Below are 21,828 nucleotides of genomic sequence, written 5' to 3'. Positions count from 1 at the left end.
AGTGCACAAAGGTTGTTGCAGAAAGGGGGTAACCACGGAGAATAAGAGGTTAACCGCAAAGAAAAGGGTGATTTTGACTATTGGGTTTTACCACAGGGAGTATCTCACTACTTTCTAAGTTGTGGTTAAGTACAAAAACGTCTATGATTATCGAACATCAACAGCCATGAAAGAAATGCCGTATTCCCTTGAGAGGATGATAGAAGGGAATCCGAATCATGGGAATCTTTGAGTGAAGTTTTTGTTTTGAGATCCCCAAGTCTAGCTCCTACGTCGCTTCGCAAGGGGATATGGAAGAGACTTTCAAAAAAAATCCCCAACCGTGTGGCAGGGGATTCGATTTCTTGTTAAAGCTTTTTTATTTTCTAAGCTTCTCTTTGATTCGAGCTGCTTTTCCTTTTCGTCCTCTTAGGTAGTAAAGTTTTGCTCTTCTTACTTTTCCTTTTCTCAGCACTTCGATTTTTTCGATGTTTGGAGTAAGGATAGGGAAGATTCTTTCTACAGCGATATCGCCAGAAACTTTTCTTACTGTGAATGTCTCACCGTTAGAATTCTGGTTCCTGATCTGCATCACAGTACCTTGAAACTGCTGCACACGCTCTTTGTTACCTTCTTTAATTTTATAGTGTACGTTTACTGTATCACCAGGGCTGAATGAAGGATACTTCGCTTTAATGTCTTTGTACTCTTCCGCTACTACGTTCAATAATTCTGTGCTCATTTCTATACTCTTTGCTGAGTGTTTTGAAAAAGGAGTGCAAATATAGAAATAACTATCGGAAAAAAAGAGATTGAATTAAATAATTCCATTGTTTAGTGCATACTGAATAAGCTCCGAGCTGCTATGCAAATCTAACTTCTTTAAAATGTTCTTTCTATGTGTTTTTACGGTGTGTTCAGAGATGAAAAGTGTATCAGCAATTTGTGAACTGGTAAGGCCATCACCCAATTTTCTGATGATTTCAATTTCACGTTCGCTTAAGGGATATTCTTTTTCTTCGGAATCGTCTTTACTAAAATTCTGAATTTGATCGTAATATGATTTTCCGCTGTGAACGCGGGCAATAGCGTCAGATAATTCTTTGCCTGTATTATTTTTTAGCAAGCATCCATCAATGCCGATTTTCACAATCTCCTCCACAAAGGATTTTTGCGCATACATGGTCAGAATGATCACCTTAACCTGTGGGTAAAGCGATTTTATTTTCTTAGCACACTTAATGCCATCCATCTCAGGCATATTAATATCAAGCACAACAATATCCACGATATTTTTCTCAAGCAGATTCAACACCTCAACCCCATTTCCTGCTTGAGCGACTACTTCAAAGTCATCCCTAGAACTCAAAACAAGTTTTAGTCCGTCAAGGACAATCTGATGATCATCGGCGATAATGATTCTAACCTTACTCATATGTGCGAAATTTCAATGATGAATGCACTCCCTTTTCCTGGGGCAGAATCGATGGTCAGTTCTCCATCCAGTTTTTGCACACGATTTTCAATATTCCGTAATCCCATTCCGGAAGAAACTTCCTGTTTATTAAAACCAACGCCATTATCCTCATAAATGATGTTAAGCGATTGGTCAACTTGTGTAAGTTCAAGATGGACTTTGGTACACTGGGAGTGCTTCAATGTGTTGTTTACCAGTTCCTGGATGATTCGATAGATCTCAAGCCCTGCCTCAGATGAAATTTTCTCTGTTTGTATCGAAAGGTCGAAGGTGATTTTTCTGGCCGATGAAACAGCTTCTGTAAGCTGTTTGATTGCTGCTTCAAGTCCGAAATGTTTCAACACTCCGGAATCTAGACTGTGGGATATTTTCCTTGTTTCTTCATTAGCCAGGTGAGCTACCTCCGCAATCTTGCTGGCAAGAGCAGGGACTTCTTCCGGTTTTTTGCTTTGCAAAGTGTCGGCATACATATTGAGCGTAACCAGAATGCTTCCCAGGTTATCATGGAGATCTGCAGCAATTCTTTTCCGCTCTCTATCCTGACCTTCGAGCAACGCATAAGTGGCTTTCATTTCCTGGTTTTGTAGTAGGTCCTGTATTTGCTTGTCTGAGGCTGCTTTGAGACGCTTTCTTCTTTGATTAAAGAACATGTATGTAGCTACTGAAGCAATGATAAGCAGAAAAGAGAACGCATATAGAATCATAAGTTGTCGGCGATTTTCTTCGATTTCAGCCTGTTTGAGGGCGTTATCCCGTTCGATTTCGGCGGTTTTAAATTTGGTTTCTAGTTCTAGGATTTTGTCTTGGTAGTCTTGGTGAAACACATCATGTCCTATAGAATCGTAGACAAAAAAGTAGTATGATGAACTGTCTGATTCATTCATTAAATAATAGGTAACTCCTAACCTTCTGAGTGCTTCTGAGTAACCGTAGATATATTCAGCCTCGTCATATTCATTCAAACTTGCTTTATAAAACTTGATTGCATCCTTGAATCTACCCTGGTCCTTTGCTATAAGCCCCAGGTTTGAGTAGCTAGCTCCAGCACCATACCTGTCTTTGATTTTTAATTGAATGGTTAAAGCTTTATTTGAATAATACCTCATTGAATCTAGTTCATTCTCTTTGTAATGGAGTAGACTAAGGTTGCTGTAAAGATGGCTTAGAGTAATTTCATCTTTGGATTTCAAAAAATAGGAGATAGCTTTTCTGTATCTGATTTCAGAAGAATCATATAACTCCATTCTTTGGTATGCAGCACCTAAACCATAGTTCGCATTTGCCACCTCCTTTAAATCATTCAATGTTTTTGCCATCTCTAATGCGTTTTGGTAATATTCTATGCCGATTTCATTTTTATCTATACCTAAGTGTGCTGAGCCTAATTTTATCTGAATTTTGATAATCATAGTGTCATTATTCACACTCTTTGCATCCTTTAAAAGTTCATGTAGAAGACCGATAGCCTGGTCATATCGCAGGCTATCGATCAGCTCTTTTGCTCTCAAATATTTCCCTGAAAAGTCCTGACCACTCACATTCAGCAATCCGACAGAAAAAAAGAATAAGATGTAGCTAAGTGTACTCTTCACGCTTTAACTACCATCTCCTGGTGTATGAATAGTTCCGTTATGTAAAAATTTTGGATGCTCATGAGAATGTTCTACTGGAGGATCAGCTACCTCGGCAATAAATACTACATTTTCTACATCTTTTTTGGAATCAAGGCTTACAGGATACTCATAAAGCCTAAGTTCATAACCGGCTTCTAGATTGTAAGTTTTAGACGCAATTTGCAGTTTGCCTGTAGCTTCTGTAAAATAGTATTTCATAGTTGTTTTTCCGTCATTTTCGGTTTTTTTAGCGTATACCATACAATCCTTTTTTACTACAAGCATTACACTGTAATAGTGTTTTTCGGCATTATCTTCAGAATGTCTGATAGTAACATGAGGTTCATAATGATGTGATAAATCATATCCATCTCCGTTACATCCCGTCAATATTGCTAGAGCAATTAATAATTTCAAGGTTTTCATAATATTAGAATTTAGGTTAGTAATTGATTTAACTAAAAATACCCAGCAACTGTCTGGTTCCGAGATATTTGCTCAATATTCTTCTAAGAGTTAAAATTCCTCTTAGTTTAGGACAAAAAAAATACCCCGGTGGGGGTATTTAGTATTTATAGTGGAGTTAACCTAACAGGTCTGGTCTGCGTTCTTCTGTCCTTTTCAGTGCTTGTTCATTACGCCAGGCTTCTATTTTCGCCTCATGGCCTGAAGTAAGTATTTCAGGAATTTTCCATCCTTTGTATTCTGCAGGACGGGTGTAAACTGGGGGAGCCAGGAGGTTATCCTGAAAGGAATCGGAGAGGGCGGAGGTTTCGTCATTCAAAACACCGGGAACCAAGCGTATCAGTGAGTCTGCAAGCACCATGGCAGCCAGCTCCCCACCGGAAAGCACGTAATCACCTATGCTGATTTCTTTGGTCACTAAATGATCTCTCACCCGTTGGTCAACTCCTTTGTAATGACCACAGAGAAAGATGAAGTTTTCTTTCAATGAGAGTTGATTGGCGATGGATTGATTGTAGGTTTCTCCATCCGGAGTGAGGTAGATCACCTCGTCGTAATCTCTTTTTTCTTTAAGTCCTGTGATGCATTTATCTATTGGTTCAATCATCAATACCATGCCAGCACCACCACCAAAAGCGTAATCATCTACATTTTGGTGCTTATTGGTCGAGTAATCTCGAAGATTGTGAATTTCAAGCTCTACGAGACCTTTATCCATTGAGCGCTTTACAATGCTCTGGGTCAGGGGGCCTTCAAAAAGGTCAGGCAGACAAGTGATGATGTCAATTCGCATTTTTTCGTGAGCAGTTTTTAACCACAAAGAACACAAAGGTAATCAGAGAGAGCGCTGAGCCCTAAGTGTTAGTTTTCTGGAGTATCAGAATCTTCCTCCAGATACACGTCAAGTAGTCCTTCAGGAAGTTTGACCATGATTTTTCGTGCTTTAATATCTACTGAGAGCAGAATTTCATCCTTTAATGGAATTAATACCTCTTTATCATTCACATCAACTGATAGCAGCTGATTACCATTTAGATCAATTACCTCCTTCGCAATACCGATAAGTTGATTTTCTTCGAACACTTCACACCCTGCCAAATCATGGAAATAGTATTGACCGTCTTCCAGTTCCGGTAAGAAAGAGAGCGGTAGGTAAAGCTTGGCTTTTACCAGTTCTTTTGCAGCATCTAGTGTTTTAATGTCTTCAAAGCGAACAAGCGCTTTGTTTCTGTTGACTTGGATGGTATCAATAAAAAAAGGAACCAGCTTTCCGGATTGCTCCAGGAATACTGATTCCAAATTTTGATATTCGTTGGGAAAGTCTACATCTAAAGAGATGCTCACTTCTCCCTGAAGACCGTGGGTCTTGATCACTTCCCCTAGTTGGTAGCAATCATCCTGCCGCATAGCAGATTAACCCTCTTTTTTGTCTTCTTTCGCTTCTTCAGCCGGAGCTTCTTCTTTCGCTTCAGCCTTAGGCTCTTCTTTTGCTTCTTCAGCCTTAACTTCTTCCTTTGCCTCAGCTTTAGGCTCTTCCTTAGCTTCTTCAGCTTTAGGTTCTTCCTTCGCTTCTGCTTTAGGCTCTTCCGCTTTCGTTTCAGTTGCTTGTGCTTCCTCTACTTCAGCTACGTCATCTGCTACATCCTCGTTTTCTTCAGCGCCACCTTCTTTGATCTCCTCTACAAGTGCAGCTTCAGCTTCCTGAGCGCGTTTCTTAAGCTCTTCAGCTCTAGCATCACTCACTTTCTTCTCAGCTTCAAGAGCAGCTTTCTTCTTGTCAGCTTTCGCTTTAGCAAGTGTTTCCACTTTACCCTGAATCTTAGATTCTTTGTCTTTCATCCAGGCTTCCAGCTTTTTGTCAGCTTCTTCCTGAGTGATAGCTCCTTTGTTTACACCAATTTGAAGGTGTTTTTTCATCATGATGCCTCGGTATGAAAGCATAGCTCGTACAGTATCTGTAGGTTGAGCACCTTTCATTACCCAATCAAACGCCTTGTCATTATCCAAATTAATGGAAGCAGGGTCGGTGTTTGGATTATAAGTACCAAGTTTTTCGATAAAGCGACCATCTCGTGGTGCTCTAGCATCTGCCACTACTACATCGTACATGGCTTGTTTTTTGCGTCCTCGACGCGCTAGTCTAATTTTTACTGACATAATTCTTTTTGTTTATGGAACTCGTCCATCAAAAGTTTAAAAATGGAGCGCAAATGTAGCTTATTTTTCTCTTAGTGAGAAGGGTAAAGAGAAAAGAAAACAGTCCTCCTGGTTTGTAGTTTAATAAAAGCAATATCAATTAAATTAAAGTAATACGTCCTGATGAACCTGAAATCCCTATTCTTTGATTTATAACTACTTAATAATCAGTATTAATCACTATGTGTATTTGTAAAACCGATTTTACGATTTTCAAAGAAACTATATTGAATATACCTTTGTTTCAGAACACAATATGAATATGGATAAATATTCCTACATCGCCAACGCTCATGGCAATTATCTGGATGAGCTTTTCAAAGCCTACAAAGAAGATCCGGAAAGTATTGACGAGTCCTGGAAGAAATTTTTCGAAGGATTCGAATTTGGTCAGGAGCAATACGGAGAACCTGGTGACGGCCAACAGTTGGCTACCCCCAAAGAGACAGCAGTTAGAAACCTGATATACAATCACCGATCGTACGCTCACCTTGTGGCGGACACAAATCCGGTGCGAGAAAGGCGAAAGCATTCAACTCGTTTAGAATTGGAAGATTTTGGTCTTTCAAAAAATGATCTTGACACTGAATTTGAAGTTGGTAGTGAGATAGGATTAGGAAAAGCTTCCTTAAGGAAAATTCTAGAAAAACTAAAGAAGGTCTATTCAGGCCACATTGGCTTTGAGTATAACCACGTCCGCGACTCAGACATTCATGAGTGGTTTAGAACTAAATGTGAAACAGAGGGCGCAGACATAAATCCTTCGAGAGAAGAAAAACATCGCATTCTATCCAAGCTGAATGAAGCTGTGGTTTTTGAAAACTTTCTTCATACGAAGTTTTTAGGTCAGAAAAGATTCTCGCTTGAGGGCGGGGAAAATATGATTCCTGCCCTTGACAAAGTCATTAATAAAGCTGCCGAGCTGGATGCTGCGGAGGTGATGATTGGCATGGCTCACAGAGGTCGGCTAAATGTGCTAGCTAATATCATGGGTAAAACCTATGAAGAAATCTTCAGTGAGTTTGAAGGTAACCAGGAAGTGGACCTGACGATGGGAGATGGCGATGTAAAGTATCATCTGGGGTACTCCTCTCACATGGAAACCAAGTCCGGGAAGAAGATGTACGTTAAGCTGGCTCCAAACCCTTCGCATTTAGAGGCTGTGGATCCGGTTGTGTTAGGTTATTCCCGTGCACAGATAGATGACGAGTATAAGGGTGATATGGGAAAAGCTATTCCTGTATTGATCCACGGTGATGCGGCTGTTGCCGGACAGGGAATTGTCTATGAGTGTGTGCAAATGTCACTGCTTGAGGGGTATAAAACCGGCGGTACGATTCACTTTGTCATCAACAATCAGGTTGGATTTACAACAGATTTTGCAGATGCGAGATCAAGTATCTATTGTACTGATTTAGCAAAAATTGTTGATGCTCCTATTCTCCATGTAAATGGTGATGATGCTGAAGCAGTGGCTTTCGCTGCAAATTTGGCAGTAGAGTACCGTCAGAAATTTAATAAAGATATTTTCATTGATATGCTGTGCTACAGGAGGCATGGACACAATGAAAGCGATGAGCCTAAGTTCACGCAACCAAAGCTTTACAACGCGATTGGAAAGCATCCAAACCCAAGAGAAGTCTATGTGAAATACCTCACAGAGCGAGGCGATCTGGATGATGCTGCGGTGAAAAAACTGGACAAAGACTTTAAGAGCCAACTTCAAAACAGGCTCAATGAAATCAAGGAGCATCCGCTTCCTTATAAGCCTCAAAAAATAGAGGAGGAATGGGATCACTTAAGAAGGTCAGAAGAGAAAGATTTTGACAAATCACCTGATACGAGCATTTCAGAAAAGCAGATTGAAAAGGTAGCAAAAGCAATCAGTGAAGTTCCGAAAGGATTCAAACCTCTTAGGCAGATTGAAAAGCTATTGAAAGATCGGAAAGCTAATTTCTTTGAAAAAAAAGAGCTTGGATGGGCTGATGCAGAATTATTGGCTTATGGATCATTGCTAGCAGATGGAACAATCGTTCGTATGTCCGGTCAGGATGTGAAGAGAGGAACATTCTCTCATAGACATGCCTATTTCTTCGATTCTAATACGAATGAACCATACTGTGGACTGAATCATATTCAAGATGATCAGCAACCATTAAGGATTTACAATTCATTGCTTTCAGAATATGGGGTGCTAGGGTTTGAGTATGGTTATGCCATGGCAACACCAAATGCATTGGTTATCTGGGAAGCACAATTTGGCGATTTCGCTAATGGCGCACAGATCATGATTGACCAATTCATCATTAGTGCTGAAAGTAAATGGCAAAGAATGAATGGTCTGGTTATGTTATTGCCTCATGGATATGAAGGACAGGGACCGGAACATTCAAGTGCACGAATGGAGCGATTCCTTCAAATGTGTGCGAATGAAAACATTATTATAGCGAATCTGACTACCTCAGCTAATATTTTCCACTTTATGAGAAGGCAGGTAGCTTGGGAATTTAGAAAGCCGGCAGTGGTCTTTTCACCAAAATCATTGCTTAGACATCCCGGGGTTGTTTCACCTATAAAGGACTTTACTTCGGGTAGGTTTCAGGAAGTAATTGGCGATGACTATGTGACGAATAAGAACGTAAAGAAAGTGCTATTCTGCTCTGGGAAAGTATATTTTGATCTGCTGGAAGAACAAAAGAAAAAGAAAAGAAAGGATGTAGCTATCGTAAGAGTAGAGCAGATTTATCCATGGCCGCAGAAACAGATTGATGCGATTTTGAAAAAGTACAATAATCCTAAGTTGGTTTGGGTACAGGAAGAACCTAAGAACATGGGGGCATGGAGTTTTATCAATATGCGAATAGAAATGGATTTTGAAGTGGTTGCCCGAAAGATCAGTGCATCACCTGCTACCGGATTTTCAAAAATCCACAAAGAAGAGCAGGCCGGATTGGTCAAAAAAGCCTTCGAAATCTAAGAACACGACATAATCTGAAAAGAATATAAAACATTAAACAAGAAGAAAATGAGTCTTGAAATGAAAGTACCTGCGGTTGGTGAGTCCATCACAGAAGTGACCGTAGCATCGTGGACAAAAAGCGATGGGGATATGGTGGAAATGGATGAAGTGATTTGTGAGCTGGAATCAGACAAAGCCACGTTTGAAGTTACCGCTGAGGCTGCTGGTAAGCTAAGCATCAAAGCCGAAGAAGGAGATACGCTTGAAATTGGAGCTGTATTATGTGAAATAGATGAAAGTGCAAGTGGTGGAAATCCTTCAAGTTCCTCTGATGATACGTCCTCTGATGAAAAACCTGAGTCAGGTGGTGACTCTTCCTCAGAGCCAAAAGCAACAGGTGAGGTTCTCGAAATGAAAGTACCTGCGGTTGGTGAGTCAATTACAGAGGTGACAATATCAAACTGGGCCAAAGGTGATGGCGATTTTGTGGAGCTGGATGAGGTGATTGCAGAAATCGAATCAGATAAGGCAACCTTCGATTTAACAGCAGAGGCTCAAGGAAAACTTCAAATTGTTGCTCAGGAAGGTGATACGCTTGAGATTGGCGCATTGATTTGCAAAATTGAAGTGATGGAAGGCTCGCCTTCAACTTCATCTTCTGCAAGTCAGGATGCAAGTAGCTCTTCTGATAGCTCGAGCTCTTCTTCTGACAAAGAAACATATGCGACCGGACACGCTTCTCCTGCCGCAGCTAAAATTTTAGATGAAAAGGGGATATCTGCCTCGGATGTGAAGGGCTCTGGAAAAGACGGCCGAATCACTAAGGAAGATGCGATGAAAGCTGAGAAGTCCAAGCAGGAGTCTAAGTCTGCTACTGACGACAAACCAGCCAAACCGCAATTTGAAGCACCAACTTTTGGTGGAGGGGTGAGCAGAGAGCAGCGCAGAGAAAAAATGTCTTCGTTAAGGAAGACAGTATCTCGCCGATTGGTTTCGGTTAAGAATGAAACCGCAATGCTCACCACATTTAATGAGGTGAACATGAAACCAATCATGGATCTGAGAAAGAAATACAAAGAGGAATTCAAGGAAAAGCATGAAGTCGGGCTTGGTTTCATGTCTTTCTTCACAAAAGCTGTCTGCGTTGCACTTCAGGAATGGCCAGCAGTGAATGGTCAAATCGATGGAAATGAACTGGTATTCAGTGATTACTGTGATATCTCAATTGCGGTATCAGCACCGAAAGGACTCGTGGTGCCGGTTATTCGAAATGCCGAATCCATGAACTTTGTGCAGATTGAAAAGGAAGTTATCAGGCTTGCCACCAAAGCAAGAGACAATAAGTTGAGTATTGAAGAGATGGAAGGTGGAACATTCACGATCACCAATGGTGGAGTGTTTGGCTCTATGATGTCAACGCCAATAATTAACGCCCCTCAGTCAGCTATACTTGGTATGCACAACATTGTAGAGCGTGCGGTTGTAGAAAACGGTGAAGTGGTTGTGAGGCCGATGATGTACGTCGCTCTTTCCTATGATCACCGAATCATTGACGGACGTGAATCTGTGAGTTTTCTGGTGAGAGTAAAACAGCTTCTCGAAGATCCTACACGATTAATGCTAGGTGTCTAATTCTAAAATCTAAAATCTCCCAATCTAAAATCTATACATATGGATTATCAAGTAGTAGTAATCGGTTCTGGTCCAGGTGGGTATGTAGCGGCCATCCGCTGTGCACAGTTGGGACTCAAAACAGCCATCATTGAAAAGTATGACACATTAGGAGGTACATGCTTGAATGTAGGGTGCATTCCTTCTAAAGCATTACTGGATTCTTCGGAGCACTTCCATGCTGCAGAACATACCTTCAAGACTCATGGTATTGACATCAATAAGCCGAAGGTGAACCTAAAGCAGATGATCGGGCGGAAGGCCGATGTAGTGAAGCAGAATGTGGAAGGGATTGACTACCTGATGAAGAAAAACAAAATCGATGTTTTTCACGGGATGGGGAGCTTTGTGGATAAAAACACCATTCAGATTGATGGTAAGAAAAAGCAGAAGATTACAGCCGAGAAAGTGATTATTGCGACAGGATCAAAACCTGCCAGCCTTCCATTCATTGAACTGGATAAAGAGCGTGTAATCACCAGTACGGAAGCATTAGAACTCAAAGAAATACCGAAACACATGATTGTGATCGGCGGAGGCGTAATTGGCGTTGAGCTCGGTTCAGTTTATGCTCGTTTGGGAGCAAAAGTATCTGTGGTTGAATTCCTGGAAAACTTGATTCCAAGTATGGATGGAACCATGGGTAAGGAACTTCAGAAGTCACTAAAAGGCATTGGTTTTGAACATTATCTTGGCCATAAAGTCACAGCCGTTGAAAGAAAAGGAAATAATGTGACGGTTAAAGCGGAAAATAAAAAGGGAGAAACTGTGGAGCTGAAAGGCGATTATTGCCTGGTTTCCATTGGACGAAGACCATACACTGACAAGCTTGGCTTAGATAAAGCCGGCGTGAAAATGGATGACAAAGGCCGGGTTGAAGTGGATGATCACCTGAGAACGAATGTAGAAAATATTTACGCGATTGGCGATGTAGTGAAGGGAGCCATGCTTGCTCACAAGGCAGAAGAAGAGGGCGTTTTTGTTGCTGAATCGATCATGGGACAAAAGCCACATATCAATTATAACCTGATTCCTGGAGTTGTTTATACCTGGCCGGAGGTAGCATCTGTTGGTTATACAGAAGAGCAGCTAAAGGAGCAGGGAAGAAAGTATAAAACAGGTAAGTTTCCATATAAAGCCCTTGGAAGGGCTCGAGCAAGTATGGATACGGATGGGTTGGTGAAAATCCTTGCTGATAAAGAAACGGATGAAATCTTAGGAGTACATATTATAGGAGCAAGAGCTGCTGATATGATTGCTGCTGGAGTAACTGCTATGGAATATAGGGCTTCAGCAGAGGACGTGGCTCGTATGTCACATGCACATCCTACCTACATGGAGGCGTTTAAGGAAGCAGCGCTTGCAGCCACTGAGAACCGACCGATACATATGTGATGATTACAATGGGAGGGTAATACGAAAAGTGGTGCCTTCCCCTAATTTACTTTTTACTTGAACATCTCCATCCAGACGTTCGATCGCACGTTTTAAGATGTGAAGACCAAGACCCGTTCCTTCAATTTTACGATTGACGCGGAAAAACATTGTGAAAATCTTTTCTACCGTATCTTGATCCATTCCAATACCATTATCGGCACATTCAATTACGATTTTGTCTGATTCATCTCTTACAGAGATATCTATAAATGGCTTATTTTTTTCCGTTCTGGCATACTTCACCCCGTTTTCGATGAGGTTTTGAATGATGGTATTAATGAGTGTCCACTCCGCCTCATACTTGATATGTTGGTCAACATGGATTTTAAATTCGACCAGTTCGTAGTTTGCTAAAAACTTATAGGAGGCAATGCAGTCGTAAATGACTTTCTCAAAATCGATTTCCTGTTTGGTGTCTTCGTTGAAAGACATCTTAGTCAGGTTCAATAGTCCGTCAAGAATGTTATTCAGCCGAGTAGCCTGCTTCTCATATTCACCAATAAATTTTAGTCCTGTTGGATCCTTTACCTCATACTTAGCAAGGTAATTCAGGCTCATCATGGAAGTAATAGGGCCTTTCAGGTCATGTGAGATTCTATAAAAGAAGGAGTCGAGCTCAATTTTTTTCTTCTCAATGATGTCAGCTTTTTCCTTTTGAATTTCTGCCTCCCGCTCCAGTTGCTGCATTTTATTGATGTCGTCATAGCTTTTGATAACCTTGGCAGTACGATCATTGATCACACTTTCTTTTTCATCTATATATTGCTGTAGGTACTTCAGTGCTAACTCCAGATTCCCCTCTTTTTTGGCAATTTCATGTAACAGCAAATTCGCCTTGAACTTGATTAGAATAATGCGGTACTTATTGCTGTATGCCAAAGCTTTCACTAAGATGTCTCTCGCCTCATCCAATCGATTCATCTTGATGTACAAAAAACCTCGCTTATGGTAGCACATTGCGAGCCCCAGTTTTTCACCCATTTCCTGATGGATTTTTTCAGCTTCTAAAAAATCACTTTCAGCTTTATCAAACTCACCGGTAACTGTATAAATTTTACCTCTTCCATAAAGTGCAAATGCAAGCCCTCTGGTGTCTCCTGTTTCATTCTTGAAGGCAATCGATTTCTCAATGAGCTCCTTAGCTTCTTGAACTTTTCCTTGGTTGAGGTATATCCCCGAAAGTGGATTGAACGCGTTGGACTGGAGATTTAAATCATCTGCTTTTACGCCAGACTCTATAGCTGAATTATAGATTTTAATTGCACTGGATGTATCTCCAAAGTACTCATAAATAGTGCCCATTGATTTTTCTACCCTTGCCTGATTATGGTAGTCATTGAGCTTTTTGTAGGTCTTTAGGCAGTCTAGCAGATAGGTTAACCCAAGGTTATAGTCGTCTGTTTTATAAAGTACACCCGCTATGGTGTATTTAGCATCTGCTATACCTTTTTTATCTCCAATCTCAGTGAAATTTTCAATCGCTTCATTCGCAATATTGACTGATAGGTCAAAGTCGCCAATGATCATGTGAAATAAGGAGAGATGAGAAAGTGATTGTCCTATGCTTCGTTTATCCCCATTTTCCTTACTGATACTAAGTGCTTCTTCAGCCAGTTTAATACTGGTTTTCAGGTCGTTCATTCTACACTTATATGCTTTTTCAAGCAGTGTCTGGACCTTGGAAAATAATGTTGTCGGTGAGGCTTCCAAAAGTAATAAAGATGATAGCTTAATATTGTAAGATAACCGAGTGCAATGTTTTTGGAATATGATTTTATGAATCTTGCAGCAACGGAATTGAGAATTAGGTGAGAACCCCTATAAAAAGCATAGGTAAAATACTTAAAATTTAATTTTTCGTTTTGGCAATTTGATCTAAAATGAGTGCTTCATTAATAATCTCTCTTACTGCTGTTTCAGGAATTTCATTTACATGAAAGATATCTATGCCAGCTACCATTTTTCTATTCTTAGCTTGAAGAATGCCTTGTTCATTAGAAAGTTGATATCCATTTAGAAATGCCAGTTCTATTCCGTCATTCTTAATTGGATTGAGGTAGCAGACCCATGACTTTTGAAAGTACATTGGTATTTTAAATCTTATTTTTCCAATCAAATCATATTCTAGCATCATATGATGCAAGTAGGAAACGATGGCCTTTTGTTGACCATCGAGTCCTAATATAAAATGTTGAATAGTGCTCATTCAGCTTTGAAATCCGGGTTGTAGATCAATCCGATCACATTACCCCACGGGTCTTTAAGGTTTGAGACAACAATCTCACCACCAACATTTGTAGGAGCAACATGCTCTGTAGCTCCTTGCTTGATCAGATTGTTATGTGCCTCTTCCACATTTTCTACTCCCCAAAAAGATTCTACGTTATCGCTCTTTTCTTGTGCCGGTCTTTCATCTGGCACCAAACCCAACTCATACCCTGCTACATTAAAGCCTACATAAAAAGGCTCATCAAAATAGGGCTTGGTTTCAAAGGCCTCACTATACCACGCTTTGGCTTCATCGAGGTTGGGAACATGGTAGATAGTTGTTCTTAATCCTAATATTTTCATTTTACTGCATATCTGATTATCGTATTTAACCTGTCTTCAGGTGTTTTTCTTGGATCACTCAGGTATATTTCATGGTGGTATCCATTGATTTTTAATCCCTGTTCTTCAAGATGCCCTATCATTTTCAAAATTGTGGGCTCTTCTGCATCATAGCTACCAATGTGTAGCATTTGCACACACCTTCCTTCATTGATGAGTTCAAATTTCACTGGGTCATCAGCAAGAAGATCGGAATTCTTTCTTTTTATGTGCTCAATAGCTCTGTAGAAATGATCTCCTTCCACAAAATCTGGCATTCTGATGAGAAACTTCCAGTTCCATTCTTCCTTCGGTGTTTCCGGCATTTTGTCTTGAACATCTAACCCGCCATCAATCCACCAGAGTGCTTCCATTTTAGGGACTTTAAAGTCCATATCTTCGGCTTTGCATCTGAACTTAATGGTGAAAGCTACTGCTGATAGTTGCTCTACAGCTTTCCATACTGCTTCAGATTCAGGATGTCCTTTGCCCTGAACAGAAAGATAATAATAAGGGTCAAGATCTCTTATCTCAGGAGTAGCTGATGCTTTGTAGTAGTTAGAATCAGCTTTTTGAAGATCAAGTTTTTCAATTGTTGCTTCCATAATTGTGTGAGTTTAATTGATTATGAAAACAAAGAAATGAGCCATAGTGACAGCCCTATGTCACTCATTTTTTGAGATGAAGAAAAATGTTATTCAAAGTGAATAAATTCTCTTTTTACAAGACTTTCTGGGGTTATTTTTTCGCCATTAATCTCACCAGTATCCCAATCCTGGATGATCTTCCAAATACCATCGATTTTTTTCATTGCCACATGGAATCTACCCACAAAGTATCTGGGTTCTTCTTGCGAGCTGTCTGTGATCCGATAATAGCCGACTTCATATGCATTATTTCCATTGCTGGTGCGGGTTTCGAACGTAAATTCAATGATACGTGCTCTAATCTGCCCCTGCATGTTTTCAGCATTTCTGGATTTATACTCATTTCCAACAAGCAATCGGCCTGGATTGATGCGCCATACATCGTCGGAATGAATGGCATTGAATGCTTCACCATCATTGGCTTCCCATGCTTTGGTGAAAGGAGTCCAGATTTGTTGATCAATCTCATCTTGCGCACTTTGCGCATATAAGGATGAGGTGATGAAAAGTAATGACGCAGCGATTAGTGTTTTCATACGAATTATGTTTTGACTAAAAATGGTGCACTGTGATGCTCAAGTAAATTCTTTGCTATGGTGGCTGCAATTCCCTGTAATTCGGAAGGGGAAAGGATTTCAATCTCATTTCCATACATCATTAGCCAACGAGCAAAATAATCGTAATAGGGGGTCACAAATTTCATTTGATAATGACCGTCTTGCAGCTTTGTTTCTTCAACAAATCCCTGAAAATATTTCTGTTCTCCCATAAACCTGGCTGCTTTTGCTGTGCATTTAATGGTTGCTTCCTTGGCATCAGTTCCTATTAATGCTTCATTGAGAAAATCCAGATAGTTTGGATGTTTTGCAGGGTCTATGATTTCCGGCAATACATTTACTTTTTGAATTCGATCTGTACGAAAGTCTCTCAGGTCTCGTCGCAAGCGACAAAAGGCAATCAGATGCCAACGGCCAGAGTAGAAAACCATTCCCAAAGGTTCGACTTCCCTGGAAGTGGTAGAATCATTGTATTGTGAATAATAAGTCATGGATACCAGCCGATTTGTTGCGATGGCCTGCTGGATTTCTGCAATATGCGAATCGACAGGCTGGCGAGGGGTCGGGCTAGGCCGGATAGCTACCCGTTCGTTCAGGTTGTCTAAAAACTCTTTATCGGAATATTTCAGAACCGCCTTGATTTTATACATGGCTTTCTCGTATTCCTGAATGGTATGCACATCAGCATTTTGTTCGACAAATTTTGCTCCCATCAGTATGGCAGCAGCTTCTTCTTTATTGAAAACGACAGGGGGTAAGTGATAGCCCTCAACAATGAAATATCCTTCGCCGGCTTCTCCACCGATAGGTACTCCGGCATCTATGAGGGATCGGATGTCTCTAAAAACCGTCCTCCGACCAATTTCAAAGCGATCTTCAAGCTCTGAGAGGGTAACTCTGGGTTTACTTTGAAGGTGAATGAGAAGTGCGTTGAGGCGATCGATGCGATTCATGAGAGAAAATTAATCACATTCTCTCACGTGATTTATCTCAATTGGTTATAAACTTTCGCTGGCAATTAGATTGGCATCTGCCTTGATTTCTTTTTTTAGAAAATCATATCCATCCCAAAAATTTTCATTGAAATCCTCGCTTGCCTTTTCAAACAACGGAGCATCAAAATCAATAAATAGTTCGTTTTCTGGAATGCGTCTAATGACCTCAATTTGATCCATAATAAGAGATGCATTATAGTACAATTCATCCTCGAAGCTTACGCCCTGAAATTGAACGCTCACAAGTTGATATGCACCATTTTTGAATTCAAAATTCTCAGTCCAGTCTACAGATTTCCATACCCCTGAGCCTGTTACCATTGGGGTATATTCAATTTTGACAATGGCGTAGTAGGTTTTATCAACATAAATTTTTCCACTGACGTTTCCATGTGAATTAGACGGACTGAATTCAATTAGGGAAACGTTATTACCGTTGAGTTCTACCTCCCCGGCATACTCAAAAAAGTAGTTGTCTCTGTTTTTATTATTGAGGAATGAATTTGGTCTCCAGATGGAAGATCTGGCCATATCACTGGCATTGCCAAGTAATAGCTTTTCCTGATCAAGGTTTTCGAATACTTTTTTTCGTGTTTTGATTGGCTTCACCGCAGCACCTGCTTCCTGATTCAGATTACATGGGATGTAAATGTCTACTATGCCCTCTGCCAGATAATAGGTTGCTAATTTGTCTGATACGGCTTCCTTATAATAACCAACCTTATGAAGCCGACTCATTTCATAATTTATATGAAACCGATCGAAAACGTTTTTCATTAATGATTCCCCCTCAACCATCGCTATTTCCGATGGATCAGTTGCCTTAGTTTCCGACGAATATGGACTCGTCAATAAAGTAGTGATCAAAAGTAGTGTGTCAAGTGTCATACCGTTACTTTTTGGTACGATACAAACATAGAGCGGTATTTGACCACTTTTACCTCTTGGAATTACGGATTTTTGTATAAGTAATCTTCTTATTGATAAATAAGTCTTGTCGCTTAAAGTGTTACTTTAATCGAAGCAGCTATTTAAAGGGGTTCTTGGTTGCAATTGTTAAAAAGGCAATCAAGGATCCGTCTGAGTTCCTTTTTAAGTCTGCCAAAAAATGCTGATCGCTCCCCTCTGCAAACCTGGTTCCCATGAAACCTGTGTATTGTTTAAAATGAATATCATATGCTTCCGGTTTCGCCCCGAAAACAGTCGTGTGAATGTGCCGATTGTCAGAAGAGCTTCCATAGTCCCCTGGAAGGATGGTTTGGACCAATATTCTGCCGCTCTCATCGGTAAAGGCAGTTCCATTTAGCCGAGCTGTGGATTCGTCACTTGAGATTGTGGGCATATACTCCCCGTTTGTGTCTGTATGATAAAAATGCACTTTTTGATTTGGGTGCGGGTCGCCTGATACCTTTTCTACAAATGTCAAGCACAAGGTTAGTTTTTCTCCAGGTTCGTCTGGGTTGACAATCTGTAACTTATGCTTTGCAGCAAGTGCTTTATAGCTTTTTAATACGCTTGTCTCAGAAGATGAAGCGGAATTAATGATACGATCATTTCCACAGGAAACCAGTAAAAGTAGGATAAGGTATTTGGGCATGAGGGTTATACGCCCTGTTGATGACCGGGTTTAACTCAAATGATTTTTTAAAGATTCAATCACTTTTTTACTATTGCCGACAAATATCTGATCATTAACAATAAAAACCGGTCGTTTTAGAAACGTGTATTCTTCCTGAATTAATTGACGATAGTCATCCTCTGATAGATTCTTGTCACTCAATCCCATCGATCGATACTTCATGGCTTTTCTGGAGAATAGCGATTCATAGGATCCTGCTCTCTTTTTCATTTCATCGATCTGATCAAAGGTCATTTGATCCGTTTTGATATCCTGATTTTCAAAATCAGCAATTAAATCACCAAGCTCGTCCATGATACGTTTGCACGTAGTGCAGGTGGATAAATAGTAAACTTTCTTCATGCCTCAAATAGACCAAAATGTGATGAAAAACAGAAGCGCTCTGTAGCTAATTAAACAAACCAAGACCGCACCTATACAAAGGATTGTATTTATTAAAGCCCTCCGTGGTTTGAAGCTATAGAATTTGCGTTCCATGAAATAAAAGAAATAGGCAAGTGCTAAACAGGCAAAGCTTGTTGAGTAAAAGTTTGTCCCCAGGTTTATGATGTCAAATTGTCTCAAAACAACAGCGAAAAAGCCAAATAGCTGAATAACAATGAGCAGAGTGAAAGTCATTGCTTCAAGACTTATCGTCAGGTGATCTGCAAAATATTTACGCTTGCTACCGAGATGAATGGGCCAAAAAAGAATCGCTAGCATGTATGCAAAAACAACCAGGAGCAGCTTCGAGAGTTCTGTTGTTTTTGTATCGTAGACTGCTTTATATTCTTCAAAAGAAATATTTCTTTGATCAATCACTTCATCCACCCACGCTACAACCAGTGGGCTGTAGTAAAATGAATTTCTTTGAATGCTAAGTGGCGTTGTGAATGTATTGATTAGCGGAAATAGAAAATAAATGAGGTTAGCTAAAAAGAAAATGGAAACTGGTTTCATGTAAGGCTTACGCCTTCCCTCCGCAAATTCTTTTGAAAGGAATCCCGGTTTTTGGATAATTACCTTAAGTGTTCGCCAAAGTTTGTTATCTGCAAATGTGAAGGCGTTTATCAGCTCACCAAAAAAGTGTTTCAGCGTTCGATCATTTTGATTTATGATCTTCTCCCCACAATGATTGCAGTAGTTGCCGGTGAATTGCCTTTCACAAGATTTACAAGTTCGTGTTTCCAAGGTGATTAATTGATTCAGCCAAAGCTAATTAATCTTCCAATTCAGTAAATTACAAGACAACCTAATTTGAATTAACCATGAAAAAAACCAGTATTTGGATTCTATCTTTAGTCATATTTATCGCTTGCACACCACCTGAAGAGCCACCGACCATGGATGGAATTGCAGAGCAATATGTCAGGCTCATGTTGGAAATAGGACAACATGATTCTGATTTTGTAGATGCCTATTACGGACCTGAAGAGTGGAGACCTGAATCAAAATCGGATTCCTTACCTTCTGATGATTTTATCACACGAGCCAATGAGCTCATAAGTCAGATACAGGCTGTTGAAGGTGATAAAGACAGAAAGTTTATGCTTGTAAAGCAATTGATTGCAGCCAGAACCAAAGTGGAAATGATGAATGGAAAGATGTATTCCTTCGATGAAGAAGCCAAGCTCTTATATGATGCTAAGCCACCAACCTATTCCGAGTCATACTTCGATAGTTTATTGATGGATCTGGAAAACGCTGTTCCCGGAGAAGGTGAACCTGCCGATCGATACAATGAGTTTATAAATCAATTCAACATCCCAAGAGAGAAACTGGATACGGTTTTTCAAACGGCCATAGAGGAAGCCAGAACCAGAACCATGGCACGGTATGATCTACCGGAAAACGAAAACTTTGTACTGGAATATGTCACAGATAAAAGCTGGTCAGGCTACAATTACTATCAGGGTAACAGCCAAAGTCTGATCCAGATCAATACTGATTTACCAATCAAAATCAGTCGCGCGATTGATCTGGCCTGTCACGAAGGCTACCCCGGGCATCATGTATTCAATGCGTTGCTGGAGCAAAACCTGGTAAACAATAAGGGGTGGAAGGAATACTCGGTGTATCCGCTTTTCAGCCCACAATCCCTCGTAGCAGAAGGTAGCGCCAACTACGGTATCGATGTGGCATTCCCCGGTGAGGAGCGCATGCAATATGAAAAAGAAGTGCTGTTTCCGCTTGCCGGACTGGATGCTTCCATGGCCGATAAGTTTTATGAGGTGCAGGGTCTCATTGGCAAACTTAGTTATGCCGGAAATGAAGCCGCCCGAATGTATCTCAATGGAGAGATCAGCAGGGAGGAGGCAGGTAAGTGGATGGAGAAGTACCAACTGAACGAACCTGAACGAGCCCTCCAGCGAACCCGATTCTTTGACCAATACCGCAGCTATGTGATCAATTATAATCTGGGCAAGGACCTGGTGGCTAATTACATAGAATCGCAAGGCGGCACGGCGAATCAACCAGAGAAACGCTGGGAGGTTTTCAAGGAGTTATTGAGTAATCCAAATACTGCCAGCACCATTAAATAATTATTGCAAGGGTATGAAAGCAGTGTTTATGTAAATATTGTATATTTGACAATTTACTGTAAACTGTAAAATGATTTATAAAAATCAAATTCTTGAGCTATTTGAACAGCATGGTGAACTAAGTGTCAAAGAAATCACAAATAAGGTAGATGCTTCTCGCCAGATGGTCCACCATGCGATTAAGCAGCTTCTCGAAGAAGGTAAGGTTGAGAAATTTGGTCGACCGCCTAAAACGATATATAAGCTTAAAACCACACATCTTAAAAAGCCTGATAAAGTAACCATATCAGAAACAGATGCTAAATTCCTGAAGAATCATTTTCTGTTGATTACGGAGATTGGAGAGATGAAAGCGGGACTGGAAGGCTTTTCATATTGGTGCAGTCAACGAAATCTGCCGGTTCTTAAAACCATGGATGAGTATATTTTCACCCGGAAGAAATACTTAAAATATTTTAGTTCTAAAGAGGTTATTGATGGAACGGATAAGCTTTTAAATACTGAGGGTTTTGAAAAGATATGGCTGCAAAATGTTTATTATTTAGATTTCTATGCTATTGAGCGATTTGGAAAAACCCGATTAGGGGTGCTGCTACATTATGCTAAGCAGGGCCAGAACAAATTCCTTATGAAAATTATTGTTGATGAGATAAAGGAACGAGTCCACTCTTTTATTGATAATTATGGAATTGATGCTGTTGGATTCGTTCTGCCTACAATTCGAAGGGAAGTGCAGATTATGAAATTTCTTCGGGAACAACTCCAAATCTCCTTACCAACAATTAGCCTACATAAAACAAGTGGGTTGATACCTGTACCACAAAAATCATTATCAAAGATTAATGAGCGGATCAGAAATGCGGAAAACACGTTTGCAGTGACTGAACAAAGAAGATTTAATCATGTGCTATTGCTAGATGACGCGATGGGATCTGGAGCAACAATGAATCAAATAGCTAAGAAAATCAATAACAAGCAAGTTGCGAATAAGGTAACGGGTCTGGCGATTGTAGGTAGTTTTAAGGGCTTTGATGTAATTACAGATGTTTAGTGAATAAGTAATTAAATTGCTGATAATCAAT

The 21,828-nt window shown here is 40.2% G+C and carries 22 protein-coding genes; 5 read left to right on the top strand and 17 right to left on the bottom strand.

What is annotated here, in order from left to right:
• Positions 1–358: 358 nt before the first annotated feature.
• The 7 genes from rplS to CHB71_RS13560 all read right to left on the bottom strand — a co-directional run bounded on the left by rplS (position 359) and on the right by CHB71_RS13560 (position 5,691).
• Positions 359–721 (bottom strand): 50S ribosomal protein L19, encoded by a 363-nt coding sequence (gene rplS / locus CHB71_RS13590; protein WP_089357462.1) that lies wholly within the window; start codon positions 719–721, stop codon positions 359–361.
• Positions 722–796: 75 nt separating this feature from the next.
• Positions 797–1,414, bottom strand: a complete 618-nt coding sequence (locus tag CHB71_RS13585) for a response regulator transcription factor (protein ID WP_089357461.1) — start codon at positions 1,412–1,414, stop codon at positions 797–799.
• Positions 1,411–3,048, bottom strand: a complete 1,638-nt coding sequence (locus CHB71_RS13580; RefSeq protein ID WP_144017427.1) for a tetratricopeptide repeat-containing sensor histidine kinase — start codon at positions 3,046–3,048, stop codon at positions 1,411–1,413. The genes CHB71_RS13585 and CHB71_RS13580 overlap by 4 nt, the downstream gene beginning before the upstream one ends.
• Before the next feature lie 3 nt (positions 3,049–3,051).
• Positions 3,052–3,495: a hypothetical protein gene (locus CHB71_RS13575; RefSeq protein ID WP_089357459.1), complete on the bottom strand. Its 444-nt coding sequence runs from the start codon at positions 3,493–3,495 to the stop codon at positions 3,052–3,054.
• 157 nt (positions 3,496–3,652) lie between these two features.
• A complete protein-coding gene (gene trmD / locus CHB71_RS13570) occupies positions 3,653–4,327 on the bottom strand; it encodes a tRNA (guanosine(37)-N1)-methyltransferase TrmD (protein WP_089357458.1) in 675 nt (224 codons plus the stop codon).
• A 68-nt stretch (positions 4,328–4,395) separates the two neighbouring features.
• The gene (rimM, locus tag CHB71_RS13565) at positions 4,396–4,941 is read right to left on the bottom strand and encodes a ribosome maturation factor RimM (protein ID WP_089357457.1); all 546 of its coding nucleotides are present in this window, start codon (positions 4,939–4,941) and stop codon (positions 4,396–4,398) included.
• Between the two features lie 6 nt (positions 4,942–4,947).
• Entirely contained in the window at positions 4,948–5,691 is a 744-nt protein-coding gene (locus CHB71_RS13560) for a 30S ribosomal protein S16 (protein ID WP_089357456.1), read from the bottom strand.
• 301 nt (positions 5,692–5,992) lie between these two features.
• On the opposite strand from CHB71_RS13560, the gene CHB71_RS13555 reads away from it, so the two are divergent.
• From CHB71_RS13555 to lpdA, 3 genes are read left to right on the top strand one after another with little or no spacing between them, the layout of a single operon-like run.
• Positions 5,993–8,707, top strand: coding sequence for a 2-oxoglutarate dehydrogenase E1 component (locus CHB71_RS13555; protein WP_089357569.1), 2,715 nt, complete (start codon positions 5,993–5,995; stop codon positions 8,705–8,707).
• 48 nt (positions 8,708–8,755) lie between these two features.
• The gene (gene odhB / locus CHB71_RS13550; RefSeq protein ID WP_089357455.1) at positions 8,756–10,321 is read left to right on the top strand and encodes a 2-oxoglutarate dehydrogenase complex dihydrolipoyllysine-residue succinyltransferase; all 1,566 of its coding nucleotides are present in this window, start codon (positions 8,756–8,758) and stop codon (positions 10,319–10,321) included.
• A gap of 39 nt (positions 10,322–10,360) precedes the next feature.
• Entirely contained in the window at positions 10,361–11,755 is a 1,395-nt protein-coding gene (lpdA, locus tag CHB71_RS13545) for a dihydrolipoyl dehydrogenase (protein ID WP_089357454.1), read from the top strand.
• Positions 11,756–11,758: 3 nt separating this feature from the next.
• Here the strand turns inward: lpdA and CHB71_RS13540 are convergent, their stop codons facing one another.
• From CHB71_RS13540 to CHB71_RS13495, 10 genes are all read right to left on the bottom strand, one after another.
• Entirely contained in the window at positions 11,759–13,438 is a 1,680-nt protein-coding gene (locus CHB71_RS13540) for a tetratricopeptide repeat-containing sensor histidine kinase (protein WP_089357453.1), read from the bottom strand.
• 208 nt (positions 13,439–13,646) lie between these two features.
• Positions 13,647–14,003: a DUF1801 domain-containing protein gene (locus CHB71_RS13535; protein ID WP_089357452.1), complete on the bottom strand. Its 357-nt coding sequence runs from the start codon at positions 14,001–14,003 to the stop codon at positions 13,647–13,649.
• On the bottom strand, positions 14,000–14,368 hold the full coding sequence (locus CHB71_RS13530; RefSeq protein ID WP_089357451.1) for a VOC family protein: 369 nt from the start codon (positions 14,366–14,368) through the stop codon (positions 14,000–14,002). Before CHB71_RS13530 ends, CHB71_RS13535 begins: the two co-directional genes overlap by 4 nt.
• Positions 14,365–14,991 (bottom strand): GyrI-like domain-containing protein, encoded by a 627-nt coding sequence (locus tag CHB71_RS13525; RefSeq protein WP_089357450.1) that lies wholly within the window; start codon positions 14,989–14,991, stop codon positions 14,365–14,367. Before CHB71_RS13525 ends, CHB71_RS13530 begins: the two co-directional genes overlap by 4 nt.
• An 89-nt stretch (positions 14,992–15,080) precedes the next feature.
• A complete protein-coding gene (locus CHB71_RS13520) occupies positions 15,081–15,569 on the bottom strand; it encodes a YybH family protein (RefSeq protein WP_089357449.1) in 489 nt (162 codons plus the stop codon).
• 5 nt (positions 15,570–15,574) lie between these two features.
• A complete protein-coding gene (locus CHB71_RS13515) occupies positions 15,575–16,543 on the bottom strand; it encodes a helix-turn-helix transcriptional regulator (protein WP_089357448.1) in 969 nt (322 codons plus the stop codon).
• A 45-nt stretch (positions 16,544–16,588) separates the two neighbouring features.
• The gene (locus CHB71_RS13510; RefSeq protein WP_089357447.1) at positions 16,589–17,473 is read right to left on the bottom strand and encodes a hypothetical protein; all 885 of its coding nucleotides are present in this window, start codon (positions 17,471–17,473) and stop codon (positions 16,589–16,591) included.
• Between the two features lie 139 nt (positions 17,474–17,612).
• Positions 17,613–18,182 (bottom strand): dioxygenase family protein, encoded by a 570-nt coding sequence (locus tag CHB71_RS13505; RefSeq protein WP_089357446.1) that lies wholly within the window; start codon positions 18,180–18,182, stop codon positions 17,613–17,615.
• 30 nt (positions 18,183–18,212) lie between these two features.
• A complete protein-coding gene (locus CHB71_RS13500; RefSeq protein ID WP_089357445.1) occupies positions 18,213–18,566 on the bottom strand; it encodes an arsenate reductase family protein in 354 nt (117 codons plus the stop codon).
• A 3-nt stretch (positions 18,567–18,569) separates the two neighbouring features.
• Complete coding sequence (locus CHB71_RS13495; RefSeq protein WP_179213422.1) at positions 18,570–19,394, bottom strand: DUF3667 domain-containing protein; 825 nt, start codon at positions 19,392–19,394, stop codon at positions 18,570–18,572.
• A gap of 77 nt (positions 19,395–19,471) precedes the next feature.
• Between CHB71_RS13495 and CHB71_RS13490 the strand changes: the two genes are divergently transcribed.
• Positions 19,472–20,746, top strand: coding sequence for a hypothetical protein (locus CHB71_RS13490; RefSeq protein WP_089357443.1), 1,275 nt, complete (start codon positions 19,472–19,474; stop codon positions 20,744–20,746).
• 70 nt (positions 20,747–20,816) lie between these two features.
• Positions 20,817–21,797, top strand: a complete 981-nt coding sequence (locus CHB71_RS13485) for a winged helix-turn-helix transcriptional regulator (protein WP_089357442.1) — start codon at positions 20,817–20,819, stop codon at positions 21,795–21,797.
• Positions 21,798–21,828: the final 31 nt, after the last annotated feature.

The sequence above is a fragment of the Ekhidna lutea genome, assembly GCF_900188325.1.
Taxonomy (GTDB): domain Bacteria; phylum Bacteroidota; class Bacteroidia; order Cytophagales; family Cyclobacteriaceae; genus Ekhidna; species Ekhidna lutea.
The sequence above is the reverse complement of the archived record's forward strand: the minus strand, read 5'-3'. Positions and strand labels throughout refer to the sequence as shown.